The 17,586-nt window shown below is 59.5% G+C and carries 19 protein-coding genes; 12 read left to right on the plus strand and 7 right to left on the minus strand.

Annotated elements, in window-relative coordinates; translation table 11 throughout:
- Window positions 1-29: 29 nt before the first annotated feature.
- Both KSS91_RS00910 and KSS91_RS00915 read right to left on the minus strand, forming a co-directional pair.
- Window positions 30-674, minus strand: a complete 645-nt coding sequence (locus KSS91_RS00910) for a dual specificity protein phosphatase family protein (protein ID WP_217836784.1) — start codon at window positions 672-674, stop codon at window positions 30-32.
- 242 nt (window positions 675-916) lie between these two features.
- On the minus strand, window positions 917-1,222 hold the full coding sequence (locus tag KSS91_RS00915) for a hypothetical protein (protein ID WP_217836785.1): 306 nt from the start codon (window positions 1,220-1,222) through the stop codon (window positions 917-919).
- 208 nt (window positions 1,223-1,430) lie between these two features.
- Here KSS91_RS00915 and KSS91_RS00920 point away from each other — a divergent pair, with 208 nt between their 5' ends.
- The 3 genes from KSS91_RS00920 (at window position 1,431) to KSS91_RS00930 (ending at window position 5,082) form a co-directional block, all read left to right on the plus strand.
- Complete coding sequence (locus tag KSS91_RS00920; protein WP_217836786.1) at window positions 1,431-2,489, plus strand: PA0069 family radical SAM protein; 1,059 nt, start codon at window positions 1,431-1,433, stop codon at window positions 2,487-2,489.
- 244 nt (window positions 2,490-2,733) lie between these two features.
- Entirely contained in the window at window positions 2,734-3,465 is a 732-nt protein-coding gene (locus KSS91_RS00925) for a carbonic anhydrase (RefSeq protein WP_217836787.1), read from the plus strand.
- Window positions 3,466-3,555: 90 nt separating this feature from the next.
- A complete protein-coding gene (locus tag KSS91_RS00930) occupies window positions 3,556-5,082 on the plus strand; it encodes a SulP family inorganic anion transporter (protein ID WP_217836788.1) in 1,527 nt (508 codons plus the stop codon).
- A 109-nt stretch (window positions 5,083-5,191) separates the two neighbouring features.
- Here the strand turns inward: KSS91_RS00930 and KSS91_RS00935 are convergent, their stop codons facing one another.
- Window positions 5,192-5,842: a hypothetical protein gene (locus tag KSS91_RS00935; protein WP_015092889.1), complete on the minus strand. Its 651-nt coding sequence runs from the start codon at window positions 5,840-5,842 to the stop codon at window positions 5,192-5,194.
- Between the two features lie 369 nt (window positions 5,843-6,211).
- Between KSS91_RS00935 and coxB the strand changes: the two genes are divergently transcribed.
- The 4 genes from coxB to KSS91_RS00955 all read left to right on the plus strand — a co-directional run bounded on the left by coxB (window position 6,212) and on the right by KSS91_RS00955 (window position 10,605).
- A complete protein-coding gene (gene coxB, locus KSS91_RS00940; protein ID WP_015092890.1) occupies window positions 6,212-7,339 on the plus strand; it encodes a cytochrome c oxidase subunit II in 1,128 nt (375 codons plus the stop codon).
- A gap of 82 nt (window positions 7,340-7,421) precedes the next feature.
- A complete protein-coding gene (ctaD, locus tag KSS91_RS00945) occupies window positions 7,422-9,014 on the plus strand; it encodes a cytochrome c oxidase subunit I (protein ID WP_015092891.1) in 1,593 nt (530 codons plus the stop codon).
- Between the two features lie 126 nt (window positions 9,015-9,140).
- Window positions 9,141-9,692 carry a cytochrome c oxidase assembly protein gene (locus tag KSS91_RS00950; RefSeq protein WP_217836789.1) on the plus strand — a complete coding sequence of 184 codons (552 nt, stop codon included), beginning with the start codon at window positions 9,141-9,143 and terminating at the stop codon, window positions 9,690-9,692.
- A gap of 25 nt (window positions 9,693-9,717) precedes the next feature.
- A complete protein-coding gene (locus KSS91_RS00955; protein WP_015092893.1) occupies window positions 9,718-10,605 on the plus strand; it encodes a cytochrome c oxidase subunit 3 in 888 nt (295 codons plus the stop codon).
- Window positions 10,606-10,638: 33 nt separating this feature from the next.
- On the opposite strand, the gene KSS91_RS00960 is transcribed toward KSS91_RS00955, so the two are convergent.
- Window positions 10,639-10,842, minus strand: a complete 204-nt coding sequence (locus tag KSS91_RS00960) for a twin transmembrane helix small protein (RefSeq protein WP_053152840.1) — start codon at window positions 10,840-10,842, stop codon at window positions 10,639-10,641.
- Window positions 10,843-10,913: 71 nt separating this feature from the next.
- Here KSS91_RS00960 and KSS91_RS00965 point away from each other — a divergent pair, with 71 nt between their 5' ends.
- Genes KSS91_RS00965 through KSS91_RS00985 form a run of 5 tightly spaced genes read left to right on the plus strand, consistent with a single transcriptional unit; the run spans window position 10,914 to window position 14,816 of the window.
- Complete coding sequence (locus tag KSS91_RS00965) at window positions 10,914-11,654, plus strand: SURF1 family protein (protein ID WP_217836790.1); 741 nt, start codon at window positions 10,914-10,916, stop codon at window positions 11,652-11,654.
- Window positions 11,620-12,213 (plus strand): PA_0111/PP_0108 family redox-active disulfide protein, encoded by a 594-nt coding sequence (locus KSS91_RS00970; RefSeq protein WP_015092896.1) that lies wholly within the window; start codon window positions 11,620-11,622, stop codon window positions 12,211-12,213. Before KSS91_RS00965 ends, KSS91_RS00970 begins: the two co-directional genes overlap by 35 nt.
- Before the next feature lie 10 nt (window positions 12,214-12,223).
- Window positions 12,224-13,297, plus strand: coding sequence for a COX15/CtaA family protein (locus KSS91_RS00975; protein ID WP_015092897.1), 1,074 nt, complete (start codon window positions 12,224-12,226; stop codon window positions 13,295-13,297).
- Window positions 13,285-14,184: a heme o synthase gene (cyoE, locus tag KSS91_RS00980; protein ID WP_217836791.1), complete on the plus strand. Its 900-nt coding sequence runs from the start codon at window positions 13,285-13,287 to the stop codon at window positions 14,182-14,184. Before KSS91_RS00975 ends, cyoE begins: the two co-directional genes overlap by 13 nt.
- Entirely contained in the window at window positions 14,181-14,816 is a 636-nt protein-coding gene (locus KSS91_RS00985; protein WP_217836792.1) for an SCO family protein, read from the plus strand. The genes cyoE and KSS91_RS00985 overlap by 4 nt, the downstream gene beginning before the upstream one ends.
- A gap of 173 nt (window positions 14,817-14,989) precedes the next feature.
- Here KSS91_RS00985 and KSS91_RS00990 read toward each other — a convergent pair whose 3' ends face one another.
- The 3 genes from KSS91_RS00990 to KSS91_RS01000 are packed head-to-tail and all read right to left on the minus strand — an operon-like array spanning window position 14,990 to window position 17,505.
- Window positions 14,990-15,763: a MetQ/NlpA family ABC transporter substrate-binding protein gene (locus KSS91_RS00990; RefSeq protein WP_015092900.1), complete on the minus strand. Its 774-nt coding sequence runs from the start codon at window positions 15,761-15,763 to the stop codon at window positions 14,990-14,992.
- A 60-nt stretch (window positions 15,764-15,823) separates the two neighbouring features.
- Window positions 15,824-16,498, minus strand: coding sequence for a methionine ABC transporter permease (locus KSS91_RS00995; protein ID WP_008002212.1), 675 nt, complete (start codon window positions 16,496-16,498; stop codon window positions 15,824-15,826).
- The gene (locus tag KSS91_RS01000; protein WP_217836793.1) at window positions 16,498-17,505 is read right to left on the minus strand and encodes a methionine ABC transporter ATP-binding protein; all 1,008 of its coding nucleotides are present in this window, start codon (window positions 17,503-17,505) and stop codon (window positions 16,498-16,500) included. The genes KSS91_RS00995 and KSS91_RS01000 overlap by 1 nt, the downstream gene beginning before the upstream one ends.
- Window positions 17,506-17,586 lie beyond the last annotated feature (81 nt).

The following is a 17,586-nucleotide window of genomic DNA, read 5'->3' on the forward strand; positions in this document are numbered from 1 at the left end:
CCCGTTGCTTCATGCAACGGGGGCTTTTTTTATTCGATATGCGCGGACTTGAACCAGCTCTTCATCGAGCACGCGGCGAACGGGCTGGTGCTGCAATCGCCTTTGGCCAGGGCCGTGCGCAGTTTGTCGACGTCGGCCTGCATCATGTAGCGGATGCCGTCCTTGAAGTGGGTACTGTCACCAAAGCCGCCCTCGGTCATTTCGTTCAGGGCCTCTTCCTTGCTCCAGCCCTGGATGACAACCCGGTACATGGCCGCCATCAGGCCGGTACGGTCAGAGCCGTGTTTGCAGTGCATCAGCACCGGGCCTTTGGCTTCGGCAGACTGGATGGCGCGCAAGGCCTTGAGCACATCGGCGTCATCCACATGGTTGGTGCGATAAGGCAGCTGCACTTGCGTGATGCCTGGTGTGGACAACCAACTGGAGTCCGCTTCAGGCAAAAAGTTGATCACTGTACCGACCTTGAGTTTCTCCAGCAGCGGCACCGCGTCCTTGTCCGGCAAGGCGCTGCGGTAGAGGGTTGGCGACATTTGAAAGAGGTTGTATTGCTTCTCGATCGGTTGAGCCCAATCTGCCGGACGGTGCATCGCGCTGTTGTCAGCAAATGCCGGTGTCAGGTTAACGAGTGTGACCAGCGACAGGCATATTGCAGATAAAAAACGTGAAAGAGGCATGCTTGAGCGACCGTTCTGAAAGGCACGGGAAGATGCTGGCAAGGATCAGCCACGCCCGGTCAAAGGCCTGTGAGAGGGCTGTCAAAGAATCGTGAAGCTGACGGGATGATGAATGTTTCATCAAGGATCGAGCCTCGCTCATTGAAAGAGCATTGTTATAGGCGACAAAAAAATCAAACCCGATCGATTATTAACTTCGACCGGACCTGATAAATAAAAATATAGTTGCCTGGACCTTTGGTTCAATATTTCGCAATGCTGGCGTACGCTTTGGCCAGAGCCAGCAGTTTTTCCTTATCATCGGAATTCATGGTCCCGTTACCATCAATATCTTTGTCGACACTGCCGATACTAAAAGACTGGCCGCCGTCGTATGAGGACGCAATCAGTGTGGTGGAGTCCAGCAAAGAGGTGGTCACGACCGAGTTTTCTTCATCCCAGCCTTCTTCCTTGAGTGCGAACTGCATCGATACCAGTACTTCATCGGGGTCGACTATAGTCGGTCCAAGTTTTTGCAGAAATATACCGCGGCGATTAAAAAACGACATAAATAAATCCTTTTATAGAATATCGGTGTTTATGTTTTTCAGCGAAAAAATGGTACATGCGGCTTTGTCGCAACAGCCAGGCTTTATATGTTTCTCCCGGTTGCTTCACGCAAACGTGCATGACAAATAATCAGAAAGTGCCGAACGGTGCTGGTCGAGTGGTTTTGATCGATGTACTGTATGTATATACAGCAATCGGGTGTTTCTCATGCACACGCCATTTCCTCCCCGCGGCCGCGGCACTGCGACCAACCCGCACAACCGTTTCGCCCCCAGTCATTCGGTGGCCGAAGACGACGGCTGGTATCAGGAGGTGCCGCTTACTCAAGGCACTGAGGTGCGCATTGAAACGGCGAAAACCATCATCACCCGCAACACGTCGCCGGACTTGCCCTTCGATCGCTCGATCAACCCCTATCGCGGCTGCGAGCACGGTTGCATTTATTGCTATGCGCGCCCCAGTCATGCCTATTGGGACATGTCGCCCGGACTGGATTTTGAGACAAAACTGATCGCCAAGACCAACGCCGTGGATGTGCTGGAGGAGCAGTTGTCCAAACGTGGCTATCATTGTGCACCGATCAACCTCGGCTCCAACACCGACCCGTATCAGCCGATCGAGCGCGAATACCGGATCACCCGCAAGACCCTTGAGGTGCTGCTGCGCTACCGGCACCCGGTGACCATCGTGACCAAGGGCTCGCTGATTCTTCGTGACCTGGACCTGCTGACCGAGCTCGCCAGCCAAAGACTGGTGGCGGTCATGATCAGCCTGACCACACTGGACGACGAACTCAAGCGCATCCTCGAACCCCGCGCCGCAGCGCCCAAGGCGCGGCTGCGGGCGATCAGGGTCATGCGCGAGGCGGGTATCCCGGTCGGCGTTCTGTGTTCACCGATGATCCCGATGATCAACGACAGCGAACTCGAAAGTCTGCTCACTGAGGCCCATGCGGCCGGGGCGCAGAGTGCCGCCTACATGATGCTGCGCTTGCCGCTTGAAGTGGCGCCTCTGTTCGAGGAATGGTTGGCGACCCACTACCCTCAACGGGCGGCGCATGTGCTGAGCCTGATTCGCCAGAGCCGTGGCGGTGAACTCTACGACAGCCGCTTTGGCGCTCGAATGCGCGGCGAAGGTCCCTTCGCCGACCTGCTGGCACAGCGCTTTGCCAAAACCATCAAGCGCCTGGGGCTCAATCACCGGGAAGGCTTTGACCTGGACTGCAATGCCTTTTGTCCGCCCGGTCGCCAAATGTCGTTGATTTGAGGACAATTGACCTATGGTTGAGTACTGAAGATCGCGCTCGCGCCTTAGGCTGGTCACGTTTTTTGTGACCTGGAACACGCATTCTAGAGCGTTTTATTCAGTTTCAATTAAGATTCGGCCGCTACCTTGTTCATCGAGTGACTGATGGGTCGAGATGTTTGGCCTGGATGTTTTTTAACCAGCCACTGGCTTCACACCGGACCACACGGGATGACTCCCTGAGCCCGCCAATGAGGATGAATTGATGAGTGACAAGGATAAACAGCCGTTGGCTGCGTCGGCTTCCGCCCAACCCGAGGCCGAAACCGCCGATGCAGCGTTGCAGCATATCGTTGACGGCTTTTTGCATTTTCATCATGAGGTCTTTCCTCAGCAGGAAGAGCTCTTCAAGAGACTCGCCACGGCCCAGCGGCCACGAGCGATGTTCATCGCCTGCGCCGATTCGCGCATCGTTCCTGAATTAATCACACAAAGCTCCCCAGGCGATCTGTTCGTGACCCGTAACGTCGGCAACGTTGTGCCGCCTTACGGGCAAATGAACGGTGGTGTCTCCACGGCCATCGAGTACGCCGTACTGGCTCTGGGGGTGCATCACATTATCATTTGCGGGCATTCCGACTGCGGCGCCATGCGCGCGGTACTCAACCCGGAAAGTCTGGAGAAAATGCCCACGGTCAAAGCCTGGCTGCGTCATGCCGAAGTGGCCAAGACCATGGTGCAGGAGAACTGCAGCTGCTCTAACGAAAGCGAAAGCATGCACATCCTCACCGAGGAGAATGTGATCGCCCAATTGCAGCATCTGCGTACCCATCCGTCGGTTGCCTCGCGCATGGCCAACGGTCAGCTGTTTATCCACGGCTGGGTCTACAACATCGAAACCAGCGAAATCAAAGCGTACGACGCCGATCAAGGCTGTTTCCTGCCGCTCAATGGCAGCCTGCCAATTCCCGTGGCGACGCCCAAAGCGCGCTTCTAACTCCTCCTAAATCGTTGTGTGGTTTAGCCGAGGCTGCCATTCAGGCAGCCTGGCTTTGCCATGCCTGAAGAAAACTTCGGGAGACTCACCATGCGTGCTGCTCGACTCAAAGCTGTTCTGCCTCGGGAGCTGCTGGCTTCGGTGGTCGTGTTTCTGGTTGCCCTGCCCCTGTGCATGGGCATTGCCATTGCTTCTGGGCTGCCACCGGCCAAAGGTCTGATCACCGGCATCATCGGCGGTCTGGTGGTTGGCTGGTTGGCCGGCTCGCCGCTGCAAGTCAGTGGCCCGGCAGCGGGTCTGGCCGTTCTGGTTTTCGAATTGGTCCGCCAACACGGTATCGCGATGCTTGGACCCATCCTGTTACTGGCGGGTTTGCTGCAACTGGTGGCGGGTCGATTGAAGCTGGGATGCTGGTTTCGAGTGACGGCGCCTGCGGTGGTGTACGGCATGCTGGCCGGGATTGGTGTACTGATTGTCCTGTCCCAAGTGCATGTAATGCTGGATGCGGTGCCCAAACCCTCGGGTCTCGATAACCTGGCAGCCTTCCCGGCGGCGTTGGCTCAGGCATTGCCCACGTTTGGCTGGCAAGCCGGTTTGCTCGGTCTGTCGACGATTGCTGTCATGTGGCTGTGGGAAAAATTCCGTCCGCAATCCTTGCGCTTCATTCCCGGGGCGCTACTGGGTGTCGGTCTGGCCACGCTGGCCAGCCTGGTGCTGGCGTTGCAGGTCAAACGGGTTGAGGTGCCGGCCAACCTGGCAGAGGCCATCGACTGGCTAAAGCCGGTGGACCTGCTCAACCTGGTCGATCCGACACTGCTGATCGCGGCGTTTGCCGTGGCCTTTATCGCCAGCGCCGAAACTTTGCTCTCAGCCGCGGCAGTTGATCGGATGCACAGTGGTCAGCGTTCGGACTTCGACCGGGAACTGACGGCGCAAGGTATCGGCAACATGCTGTGCGGTGTGCTTGGGGCACTACCGATGACCGGCGTTATCGTGCGCAGTTCGGCGAATGTTCAGGCCGGGGCAACCACACGGTTTTCGACCATATTCCACGGCCTGTGGCTGCTGGCGTTCGTGCTGTTGCTGTCCAGCGTCCTGCAAAGCATTCCGGTGGCAAGCCTGGCGGGCGTGCTGGTGTACACCGGTTTCAAACTGGTGGATCTCAAGGTCTTTCGGGGTTTGGGCCGGTATGGTCGGGCGCCGATGTTCACTTACGCGGCAACCGCGTTGGCCATCGTTTTGACCGACCTGCTGACGGGCGTGTTGATTGGCTTTGGCCTGACCATGGTGAAACTGGCGCTGAAAGCATCGCGCTTGAAGATCAGCCTGATCGACCTGCCCCGGGAAGGGGAAATGGAGTTGCGCCTGACGGGCGCGGCGACCTTCCTCAAAGTGCCGGCGCTGACCCAGGTGCTGGGCAGCATTCCGGTGGGTACGACGGTGCATGTGCCGCTCAATAACCTGAGCTACATCGATCACTCGTGTCTGGAGTTACTGGAGGAATGGGGGCGAGCCAATGCGGGCAAGGGTTCGAAACTGTTGATCGAATCGCGGGGATTGAAGCGTCGGCTTGAGGGGCGGGTGCGGACGAATACCGGCATCGGTGCGGTTGGCTGAGATACCTGTGTGGGAGCGGGCTTGCTCGCGAATACGGTCAATCATTCAACGTTTATGTTGACTGACACGCCGCATTCGCGAGCAAGCCCGCTCCCACAGGTTTCAGGGATCAGGCAGCCGGCTGATCCAGCTCCAGGCCTACGCCCAGGCGGCGGGACATGCACGGCCAGCGTTTCCATGCGGCGCCGGTGTCCGGGCTGCTGAGCTTCTCGCGATAGGCTTCCACCGACTCCAGCGCAAAGCTTTCGTCGTTGAGCATTTCGTCCACCGCGTGATGCACCACCTCGTCCAGTTGGTTGGCGAACTCCTCACCGATCAATTGGTGAGCAATCAGGTTGGCGACAGTCATGTCCAGGGGGATCAGTGGCTGGCCGAAATGCTTGATGTACAGGTCGTTGACCTCTTCGACAAACCTGTGCGCGAGGTAGGCTTCATCCAGCAGGCTGTCGAGCCCGACGTGACCGTTCAGGACTGTCGGCGGCTGGAGGAAGTACTGTTCGGCGATTTTCAGCACCGGTTTGATCTGTGACTCGATGCCCGCTTCCCTGGCAACTTCATTGGCTGCATCCAGCAGATCAGGTACTTCTTCGATATAGGCGGCGACAAAACGCGTCAGCACGCCATTGGCATCCGCTTCCGGTAACTGGATCGACGGGTGCAGGTGAGGCAGTTTGCTTTCCAGCTGACGCGTCAGCAGGCCGGTGTCGGCTTCGTGTTGTTGGGCTTGTTGGATCTGCTCGCGCAATGCGGCGGTGTTCATGAAAACTCCAGGAAACAAGGCAATGAAATAGGGAAGACATAACTTAGCTGGCTTACGAAAAATGCTAAGACGCATTTGTCATAATTATTTCATCCTTGAGACGGCTCCGTTATATCGGTTTGCCACCACTCGTCTGCATCCTTCTCCATTCGTGCCCTGCAACGCAAGTGAATGCTGTTTCAGATGATTTACGCCTTCGCATTGCGAGGTCAGTGGTGCTGTCTATACTCGGGTTGGAATGGAGTTAGCTGATGACGCCCGACTGCATATGCAGCAAGGCCCGGTGCTCAAGTTCGTAGTCTGATGCAGCCGCTCCCTTGCCGCAGGTGAAAGCCGGCGGGATAACAAGAACGATAAGGGGAACCCGCAATGATGCGACATCCACATGTCTGGATGGGCCTCCTGTTGTGGTCGATTTTCAGTCAGGCGCAAGCGGCCTGGACTGTGAATATGGCGCCTGGAGCGACTGAAATCAGTCACGCAGTATTCGACCTGCACATGACCATTTTCTGGATCTGTGTGGTGATCGGCATCATCGTTTTTGGTGCCATGTTCTGGTCGATGATTCTCCACCGCCGCTCGACCGGGCAGGTGGCCGCCAAATTTCATGAAAGCACCACCGTCGAAATCCTCTGGACCATCGTGCCCTTCCTGATCCTGGTGGCCATGGCGGTTCCCGCTACCGCGACCCTGATCAAGATGTACGACGCCAGCGAGCCGGAGATCGATATCCAGGTCACCGGCTACCAGTGGAAGTGGCACTACAAATACCTGGGCCAGGACGTCGAGTTCTTCAGCAACCTGACCACCCCCCAGGATCAAATCCACAACAAGGAAGCCAAGAGTGAGCACTACCTGCTCGAGGTCGACAAGCCATTGGTGCTGCCGGTCGGCACCAAAGTGCGCTTCCTGGTGACCTCCGCCGACGTGATCCACTCCTGGTGGGTGCCGGCTTTCGCGGTCAAGCGCGATGCGATACCCGGGTTCGTCAATGAAGCCTGGACCCGCATCGACAAGCCCGGCATCTACCGTGGCCAATGCGCCGAGTTGTGCGGCAAGGATCACGGCTTCATGCCGACCGTGGTCGAGGTCAAGGAAAAGGCCGATTACGAAAAATGGCTGGCCGATCGCAAGGTCGAGGCCGCGCAGCTCAAAGAGCTGACCAGCAAGGAATGGACGCTCGACGAGCTCAAGGAGCGCGGCGACAAGGTCTATCACACTACCTGCGTGGCCTGTCACCAGGCCGAAGGCCAGGGCCTGCCGCCGATGTTCCCGGCACTCAAGGGCTCGAAAATCGCCACCGGACCAAAAGAAGATCACCTGGGCATTGTCTTCCACGGCAAGCCTGGCACTTCCATGGCCGCATTCGGCAAACAGCTCTCGGAAGTCGATATCGCAGCGGTCGTGACCTATGAACGTAACGCCTGGGGCAACAACAAGGGCGACATGGTCACGCCAAAAGAAGTGCTGGAGCTGAAACAGGCGGAAAGCAAATGACCCGGTCTATTGCGCACGTAAGGAACCGGTCGGGGCTACGCACCCCGGCCTGCCCAGCCCATCTGTTTGCAGGAGACAGGACATGACTGCTGTAATCGATGAACATGTTCATACCGCCACCGACCACGCCCACGGCCCCGCCAAAGGCCTGATGCGCTGGGTGCTGACCACCAACCACAAGGACATCGGCACCCTGTACCTGTGGTTTGCGTTCTCCATGTTCCTGCTTGGCGGTTCGTTCGCGATGGTGATTCGCGCCGAGCTGTTCCAGCCGGGGCTGCAGATCGTCCAGCCGGAATTCTTCAACCAGATGACCACCATGCACGGTCTGGTGATGGTCTTCGGTGCGGTGATGCCGGCCTTCGTCGGCCTCGCCAACTGGATGATCCCGCTGATGATCGGCGCGCCGGACATGGCCCTGCCGCGGATGAACAACTTCAGCTTCTGGCTGTTGCCGGCGGCGTTCCTGATGCTGGTGTCGACCCTGTTCACACCCGGTGGCGGGCCGAACTTCGGCTGGACGTTCTACGCGCCGCTGTCGACGACCTATGCGCCCGAAAGCGTGACCTTCTTCATTTTCGCCATCCACTTGATGGGGATCAGTTCGATCATGGGTGCGATCAACGTGATCGCCACCATCCTCAACCTGCGTGCCCCTGGCATGACGCTGATGAAAATGCCGCTGTTCGTCTGGACCTGGCTGATCACGGCGTTCCTGCTGATCGCGGTGATGCCGGTGTTGGCGGGCTGCGTGACCATGATGCTGATGGACATCCACTTCGGCACTAGCTTCTTCAGCGCCGCCGGTGGCGGTGACCCGGTGCTGTTCCAGCACGTGTTCTGGTTCTTCGGCCACCCCGAGGTGTACATCATGATCCTGCCGGCCTTCGGTGCCGTCAGCTCGATCATTCCGGCCTTCTCGCGCAAGCCGCTGTTCGGCTATACCTCGATGGTCTACGCCACGGCGAGTATCGCGTTCCTGTCGTTCATCGTCTGGGCGCACCACATGTTCGTGGTCGGCATTCCGCTGGTGGGCGAGCTGTTCTTCATGTACGCCACGCTACTGATTGCGGTGCCAACGGGCGTGAAGGTATTCAACTGGGCCAGTACCATGTGGCAGGGCTCGCTGACGTTCGAGACACCGATGCTGTTTGCCGTTGCGTTCGTGATCCTGTTCTCCATTGGCGGTTTCTCCGGATTGATGCTGGCCATCGCCCCGGCGGACTTCCAGTACCAGGACACCTACTTCGTGGTCGCGCACTTCCATTACGTGCTGGTACCGGGGGCGATCTTCGGGATCTTCGCCTCGGCCTACTACTGGTTGCCGAAATGGACCGGCCACATGTACGACGAAACCCTCGGCAAGCTGCATTTCTGGCTGTCGTTCATCGGCATGAACCTGGCCTTTTTCCCTATGCACTTTGTGGGTCTGGCGGGCATGCCGCGACGGATTCCGGACTACAACCTGCAGTTCGCTGACTTCAACATGGTGTCGTCGGTCGGTGCATTCATGTTCGGGGCCACGCAGATCTTCTTCCTGTTCATCGTGATCAAGACCATTCGCGGCGGCGCGCCAGCACCGGCCAAACCGTGGGATGGGGCTGAAGGCCTGGAGTGGAGCATCCCGTCGCCGGCGCCGTATCACACCTTCACCACGCCGCCGGAAGTGAAATGAATACCTGCCCTTCTGTGGGAGCGAGCCTGCTCGCGAAGAACGATAACGCGGTGTGCCTGCTAAACCGCGGTGTCTGCTTCGCGAGCAGGCTCGCTCCCACAGGGGGCTCGGTCGAGGTTCGAAACCATGGCTGACTCGATTTCAATGAAGAAACTGGTCACGCGCCTGCTAACGGTGGTGGCGGCAATGTTTGTGTTCGGATTTGCGCTGGTGCCGATCTACGACGTGATGTGCAGGGCCTTCGGCATCAATGGCAAGACCGCCGGGCAGTACGAGGGGCAGCAGACGGTCGACACCTCGCGGCAGGTGCGTGTGCAGTTTCTGTCGACCAATACCGCCGATATGCCGTGGGATTTTTACCCCAAGCATGACGAGCTGACCGCTAACCCGGGGGCGGTGAACGAGATGATCTTCATCGCCCACAACCCTACCGATAAGCCGATGAGTGCCCAGGCCGTGCCGAGCATCGCGCCAAGCTCCGCGGCGGCGTACTTCCACAAGACCGAATGTTTCTGCTTTACCCAGCAAGTGCTGCAGCCCGGTCAACGGATCGAGATGCCGGTACGTTTCATCGTTGACCGTGACATGCCCAAGGATGTGAAGCACCTGACGCTGTCTTACACGCTGTTCGATATCACCGCCCGACATCCACCGGTAGCTGTAAACACTGGCGGCTGAGCGTGCCCGATAAGGAGAACAATAAATGGCAACTCATGAACATTATTACGTGCCGGCCCAGAGCAAATGGCCAATCATCGCCACGGTCGGCATGTTCGTCACGGTGTTTGGCCTGGCCACCTGGTTCAATGATCTGAAAGCAGCGCGCCCGGAATCCCACGGGCCACTGATCTTTTTCGTCGGCGGGTTACTGCTGGCCTACATGCTGTTCGGTTGGTTCGGCACGGTGATCAAGGAAAGTCGCGACGGCTTGTACAGCGCACAAATGGATCGCTCGTTCCGCTGGGGCATGAGCTGGTTCATTTTCTCGGAGGTGATGTTCTTCATCGCCTTTTTCGGCGCTCTGTTTTATGTGCGTCACATCTCCGGGCCGGCGCTTGGCGGTGAAGGCGCCCAAGGCATCACGCACATGCTGTGGCCGAACTTCCAGTTCACCTGGCCGCTGCTGGACAACCCCGACTCGAAACTGTTTCCGCCGCCCAAGGAGGTCATCAGCCCCTGGGGTCTGCCGCTGCTCAACACCGTGTTGCTGGTGAGCTCCAGTGTGACTGTGACCATCGCCCACCACGCCTTGAAAAAGGGCCATCGCGGCGCACTGAAACTCTGGCTGGCGCTCACCGTAGTGTTGGGCTGTGCATTCCTCATCTTCCAGGCCGAAGAGTACATGCACGCCTACCGCGAACTGGGCCTGACCCTGGGTTCGGGCATCTACGGCGCGACGTTCTTCATGCTCACCGGGTTCCACGGCGCCCACGTGACCATCGGCACCATCATCCTGTTCGTGATGCTGATGCGGGTCATGCGCGGGCACTTCGACAGCGAGCACCAGTTCGGCTTCGAAGCGGCGAGCTGGTACTGGCACTTCGTGGATGTGGTGTGGATCGGGTTGTTCGTTTTCGTCTATGTGCTTTGAAGCAGCTTGAAGCTAAAAGCTTGAAGCTTTGAGCTACCACGGCACGTGGGACACCAGCTGGCCGCTGAAAAACCCCCAGGTGATCAGACCGAGGGTAAGGGCGGCCAGCGTGACACGCACACTCAAGGCAATGACGAGGCGGTTTGAGCTGCTGTCGTCCTTGACCAGAAAAAACAGGCCGCTGAACAGGCTGACAACCGTGGCAATCAGCATCAGGACGATGGCTGCTTTGAGCATGGTGGGACTCCGGGGGGACAAGCGATGCACTTGAGTATAGCTATCGCGATGACCGACTTTCTGGCAATGCCATGAAGCGCTTTCGGCCGGGTATCGTGCCAACGCTGGTGGTCGCACTGTTGCTGCCGCTACTGGTGTCCCTGGGGTTCTGGCAATTGAGCCGGGGCGCGGAGAAAAGCGCGCTGCTGCACACCTACGCCGAGCGCCGGGCCGCCGAGCCGATGGCCAGCACCGAGCTGCAATACGCCGCTGACCCGGCTTTCCGCCGGGTTCGCCTGCACGGCCGCTTCGATGCCGAACACAGCCTGCTGCTCGACAACAGTCAACGTAACGGCAGGGTCGGCGTCGAGCTGTTGCAACCCTTTCATGATCAGGCCAGCGGGCTCTGGCTGCTGGTCAATCGCGGCTGGCTGCCCTGGCCGGAACGCCGCACACCCGTGCAATTCAAGACACCTGCCGAGGCAGTCAGCCTCGACGCGTGGGTCTACGTCTCCCCCGGTGCGCCATTTCAGTTGCATGCAGACCCGGCGACAGCGACGTGGCCGAAGCTGATTACGGCCGTTGAACCGGCCCGTCTCTGGAAGACGCTGAACCGCGAAGGCTTTGCCTTTGAGCTACGCGCCGAAACCGGTCCGGCCACCTATCAGGCCGACTGGCCGGTGGTCGCCATGGGTCCGGAAAAACACATCGCTTATGCCGTGCAGTGGTTCGCCATGGCGATCGCCCTGTTCGGTCTTTATCTCTATCTCGGCTGGCACAACGCAAAGGAGAAACACCATGGGAGCGGCCATGAATCCACCCAGCATGTCTGAGGCGAAACCTTCGGTGAACCGGCGCAAGGGCCGTATGCAACTGCTGCTGATCCTACTCGGGGTAATCGGTCCGATGATCCTTGCCACCGGCATGTACAAGCTGAATTTCTGGGTGCCCGAGGGCCGCAGTTATCACGGCGAACTGATCGGCAACGGTCAGACCCGCGCGGACATTGGCGTGCAGGCCCAGGAAGAGCGTTGGCAAATCCTGGTGACCGCGCCCAAAGATTGCGCGGTGGACTGCCAGCAACTGGTGTATCTGGCGCGGCAGATCCAGATCGGCCTCGGCCGCGATGCGTCCCGCGCCAGCCATGCATTGGCCGCCGCGCAGGCGCTGAACAGCGATTACGAGACTAAACTTCAACGCGAGTACCCGCAGTTGCAACGCTATTCACTGGACTTGCCTGCCTACACAAAAGGCGCTCAGAGCAATGACGCGCCGCACCTGTGGATCATCGACCCCCACGGCAATCTGGTGCTGCGCTACGACCCGTCGGTGAAGGGCAAGGACCTGCTGAACGATCTGCGCCACCTGCTGAAACTGTCGAACATCGGATAAGGGCATCGTCATGGCCAAGCCTGGATTTCGCCTCGCGTTGTTTGCCACCTTGCTGGCACTGATTGTGGTGTTGCTCGGCGCCTACACCCGCCTGACCCACGCCGGCCTCGGCTGCCCGGACTGGCCAGGCTGCTACGGTTTCATCAGCGTGCCGAAAAGCGAAGCCCAACTGGCCCATGCCGAATTGCATTTCCCGGACGCTCCGGTCGAGGCCCACAAGGGCTGGAACGAGATGATCCACCGCTACTTCGCTGGCACGCTGGGCGTGTTGATCGCGGTGTTGGCCGGTCGTGCGTGGTTGCATCGCCGTCATCCGGGGCAACCGGTGAAGTTGCCATTGTTTCTGTTGGCGGTGGTCATCGGACAGGCCGCGTTCGGCATGTGGACGGTAACGCTCAAGCTCTGGCCGCAGGTGGTCACCGGGCATTTGCTTGGCGGCTTCGCGACCTTGAGCCTATTGTTTCTGCTGACCTTGCGCCTGTCCGGCGTGCTGCCGGCGCTGACCGTGCCACGACGTTTGCAGCACTGGGCGACGGCGGGGCTGTTGCTGGTGATCGGGCAAATCGCCCTCGGTGGCTGGGTCAGTTCCAACTACGCCGCCGTGGCCTGCATCGACTTTCCAACCTGTCACGGCCAATGGCTGCCGCCTGCCGATTTTGCCAATGGCTTTCATCTGACCCAACACATCGGCCCGAATTACCTCGGCGGGCAACTGGACAGCGATGCCCGTACGGCCATCCACCTGACCCATCGCATCGGCGCCTTGCTGGTCACCCTGGTGTTGCTCGGTCTGGCCTGGCAATTGAAGGCGGTCGGCATGACACGCCTGGCAGCCCTGGTGCTGATCGCCCTTGGCGCACAAATCACCCTGGGCATCAGCAATGTGCTGTTCCATTTGCCGCTGCCGCTGGCCGTCGCGCATAACGCGGGCGGCGCGGCGCTGTTGCTGACCATGGTGCTGGTCAATTACCACGCCCGAACCAGTCTGGTCCGGGTCAAACAGCCAACGCGCTGGCGCTTCAGCCTGCGTAAACATTCAGCCGGGCCCATAACAATAAAAGGAGAGATGCCATGGCGATTCTGATCGGCGAACGTCCCAGTCAGGCGATTTGGCGTGACTACCTGGAACTGACAAAACCCAAAGTCGTGGTGCTGATGCTCATCACGTCACTGGTGGGGATGTTCCTCGCGACCCGTGCCGGGGTGCCGTGGACGGTGCTGGTGTTCGGCAACCTGGGCATCGCCCTGTGTGCCGGTGGCGCCGCGGCGGTCAATCATGTGGTGGACCGGCGCATCGACGCTGTGATGGCGCGCACTCACAAACGGCCGCTCGCCGAAGGCCGGATATCTCCGACCGCCGCGCTGACGTTCGCGCTGGTATTGGCGGCCCTCGGGCAAGCCATGCTGCTGGCGTTTACCAACCCGCTGACCGCGTGGCTGACCCTCGCCTCGCTGCTTGGCTATGCGGTGATCTACACCGGATTCCTCAAGCGTGCGACCCCGCAGAACATCGTCATCGGCGGTCTGGCCGGTGCCGCGCCGCCCTTGCTCGGCTGGACCGCAGCCACCGGTCATGTCAGCGCCGAACCGCTGCTGCTGGTGCTGATCATCTTCGCCTGGACCCCGCCGCACTTCTGGGCGCTGGCAATCCATCGCAAGGAGGAATACGCCAAGGCCGACATCCCGATGCTGCCGGTCACCCATGGCGAGCACTACACCAAGATTCATATCCTGCTGTATACCTTTGCGCTGCTCGCCGTCAGCCTGATGCCCTACGTGATCCACATGAGCGGTATGCTCTACCTGGTCTGCGCGCTCGGGCTGGGCGCGCGCTTTCTGCAATGGGCCGTGGTGTTGTACCGTGGCACTCAGCCGCACGCGGCGATCAACACGTTCAAGTACTCTATTTACTACTTGTTCCTGCTGTTTATCGCCCTGCTCGTAGACCACTACTTACTGTTGAACCTATGACTCGAACCCAGAAAACCGTCTTCATCCTCGTCGCCCTGGTCGCACTGATCCTGGGCCTGACCGTCAACAAGGTACTGTCCGGGAAAGACCAGGGCGACCCGACGGCGCTTATCGACGCCGGTATCATTTTGCTGCCGCAGAGCCGCAATCTGCCGGACGTGACGATGACCAATCAGGACGGCCAGCCGGTCTCGATCAATGAATTGAAGGGTAAGTGGAGCCTGCTGTTCTTCGGCTACACCTTCTGCCCGGACGTCTGCCCTACCACCCTGGCCCAGCTGCGACAGATCAAGAGCGAGTTGCCGCCCGAGGCGGTGGATAAGTTGCAGATCGTGCTGGTCAGTATCGACCCCAATCGCGACACCCCCCAGCAGCTCAAGCAGTACCTGGGCTACTTTGACCCGCAATTTGTCGGCCTGACGCCAAAGTCGATCGATGAGCTGCAAAAGGTCTCCAACGCGGTGAGCATTCCGTTCATTCCGGCGGACACCAACAAGCCAAACTACACCGTCGACCACAGTGGCAACCTCGCGGTGATCGGGCCGGACGGCACGCAGCGCGGCTTCATCCGGGCGCCGTTGAACAACGCGAAGCTGGTGGCGCAGTTGCCGGTGATGCTCAAGCGTAATTAAGCGACACAAAACCCTGTGGGAGCGGGCTTGCTCGCGAAGGCGGTGGTTCAGCCGACATTGATAGTGGCTGACACACCGCCTTCGCGAGCAAGCCCGCTCCCACAGGGGTCTATATTTCAAGGCACAAAAAAGGGGACGCACTTGGCGTCCCCTGTTTCGTTTCCGCAGTTCAATCAGAACGCCGGCACTACCGCGCCTTTGTACTTCTCGAGGATGAAGGCCTTCACTTCCGGGCTGTGCAAAGCTGCAACCAGCTTCTTCATCGCTTCGCTGTCCTTGTCATCCGGGCGAGCCACCAGGATGTTCACGTACGGCGAGTCGTTGCCTTCGATGACCAGCGCGTCCTTGGCCGGATCAAGCTTGGCTTCCAGCGCGTAGTTGGTGTTGATCAGCGCCAGGTCGACCTGGGTCAGCACGCGCGGGATGGTCGCGGCTTCCAGTTCACGGATTTTCAGGTCCTTGGTGTTCTCGGTGATGTCCTTCACGGTCGACAGGATGTTGTTCGAATCCTTCAACTTGATCAGCCCGGCCTTGGCCATCAGCAACAGTGCACGGCCGCCGTTGGTGGCGTCGTTCGGGATCACCACGTTGGCGCCGCCAGGCAATTCAGCGAGGGTCTTGTACTTGCTGGAGTAAGCGCCCAGGGGTTCCAGGTGCACGCCGGCGACGGATACCAGGTTTGTGCCCTTGGCCTTGTTGAACTCATCCAGGTACGGCTGGTGCTGGAAGAAGTTGGCGTCCAGGCGCTTTTCCGCGACTTGCACGTTCGGCTGGATGTAGTCGGTGAAGACCTTGACCTTCAGGTCCACGCCTTCTTTGGCCAGGGTCGGCTTCACGAATTCGAGGATCTCGGCGTGTGGCACCGGGGTGGCCGCGACGGTCAGGGTGTCAGCCGCGTGGGCCGAGAATGCGGCAACGGCAGCGAAGGCGACGAGTAGTTTTTTCATTCAGCTAACTCCTTGTGAGGCGCCCGTTTGGCGCCTGCCAGCGAATGGCCGGCTCATGTCTTACTTGCGGGAAAAGTGGACGACCAACTTGTCGCCAACGGTTTGTAGTACCTGGACCAATACCAGCAGCAACACCACTGTCACGACCATCACATCGGTCTGGAAACGCTGGTAACCGAAGCGGATCGCCAGGTCACCCAGACCACCGGCGCCGACAACACCCGCCATCGCCGTGTAGGACACCAGTGTAATTGCGGTCACCGTAATCGCCGCGAAGATGCCCGGACGAGCCTCAGGCAGCAACGCATTGGTGATGATCTGTCGCGTGGTCGCACCCATGGCCTGGGTGGCTTCGATGATGCCGCGGTCCACTTCACGCAGGGCGGTTTCCACCAGGCGCGCGAAAAACGGTGTGGCGCCCACCACCAGCGGCGGGATCGCACCGGCAACGCCGAGGGACGTGCCGGTGATCAACACGGTGAACGGAATCATCACGATCAACAGGATGATGAACGGCAGCGAACGCAGGATGTTCACCACCAGCGACAACATCGCGTAGACACCTTTGGCTTCCAGCAACTGGCGCGGGCTGCACAGGAACAGCAGTACGCCCAGCGGCAAGCCGAGCAGCACGGTGAACAACAGCGAACCGCCGAGCATCAGCAGGGTGTCGCCAGTGGCCAGCCAGATTTCGAACCAGTCGATATTGGCGAAGAAACTTGTCAGGGCTTCCATTAGCGCAGCACCTCCATGTGGACGTCGGCTGCGGTGAAGCGGGCGAACGCCGCCTCCATGTCACCGCCGGTCACGGCCAGGGTCAGTTGCCCGTAAGGGACGTCTTTGATGCGGTCGATACGACCGGCCAGGATGCTGTAGTCCACCCCGGTTTCCCGGGCGACGGTGCCCAGCAACGGCGCGTAGGTCGCATCGCCCTGGAAGGTCAGACGCACGATGCGCCCCGGTACGTGAGCGAAGTCGTCACGCTGTTCGCTTTCGTCGATCTGCTCGTCTTCCTGCACAAAGCGTTTGGTGGTCGGGTGCTTCGGATGCAGGAACACCTCGGCCACCGAGCCTTGCTCGACGATCATGCCGGCGTCCATCACGGCCACTTGGTCGCAGACCCGGCGGATCACGTCCATTTCGTGGGTGATCAACACGATGGTCAGTTTCAGCTCGCGATTGATCTCGGCCAGCAATTGCAGGACCGATGCAGTGGTTTGCGGGTCGAGAGCGCTGGTGGCTTCATCGCACAGCAGGATTTTTGGCTTGGTCGCCAGGGCGCGGGCAATGCCCACACGCTGTTTTTGCCCGCCGGACAATTGCGCCGGGTACTTTTTCGCGTGGTCGGACAAACCGACCCGCGCCAGCAACTCGGCCACGCGCGAATCGATCTCGCTGCGCGACAGTTCGCCGGCCAGGGTCAGTGGCAGTGCGACGTTGTCGGCGACGGTCTTGGAGGCCAGCAGGTTGAAGTGCTGGAAAATCATCCCGACCCGCTGACGGAAGCGGCGCAGGCCGTTGGCGTCGAGCGCGGTGACTTCTTCACCGTCGACGGTGATCTTGCCGCCACTGGCGTTTTCCAGGCGATTGATCAGACGCAGCAGGGTACTTTTTCCTGCGCCGGAATGACCGATCAAGCCGAAAACCTGCCCGTTCTCAATCGTCAGACTGGTCGGATGCAGCGCGGGGATTTCCTTACCGGCGACGCGGTAGGTTTTATGGACGTTTTGAAACTCGATCACGTAGCGAACCTTGTGGGGCGCGTTGGAAAAGGGTCAGCGGTTAGCCGGGCGCGCATTTTAGCCTGTCCGTATAGAGGTTCT

The sequence above is a fragment of the Pseudomonas azerbaijanorientalis genome (genome assembly GCF_019139795.1).
GTDB classification, from domain to species: Bacteria; Pseudomonadota; Gammaproteobacteria; order Pseudomonadales; family Pseudomonadaceae; genus Aquipseudomonas; species Aquipseudomonas laurylsulfatiphila.